This window comes from Alkalihalophilus lindianensis (genome assembly GCF_032843265.1).
GTDB lineage: Bacteria > Bacillota > Bacilli > Bacillales > Bacillaceae_D > Alkalihalophilus > Alkalihalophilus lindianensis.
Genome location: NZ_JAWJBA010000447.1, coordinates 1 through 265, shown reverse-complemented (window position 1 = coordinate 265; position 265 = coordinate 1). Strand labels below are relative to the sequence as shown.

The window sequence follows — 265 nt, the reverse complement described above, 5'->3', positions numbered from 1 at the left end:
CACGCGCCTGCCGCTTCCTACACGCGAGCCGTAACCCGTGGCGCGTTCGTGCGTACGACGCCCATCTATCCGCCCACCGTCGTGTCCCAGACCCGCACGCACTCGCCGCCGCCGCTCACCCGCACGGGCACGCCCGAACTGAGCCTCGAATCGTACTCGGACGACGAACTCGAAACGCTCCACTTCCCCTCGCAAGGCGAGACGAAGGCCTCGGCCTCGTCGACCATCCCCACGGTGATGGGCTACGCGACGCTCGGCGTGGGCC

Annotated in this window: 1 protein-coding gene; it reads left to right on the top strand. The window is 69.4% G+C overall.

What is annotated here, in order from left to right; genetic code table 11:
* The coding region (locus tag RYX56_RS22980) for a hypothetical protein (protein WP_317124205.1) at positions 1-265 on the top strand (265 nt) is incomplete at both ends.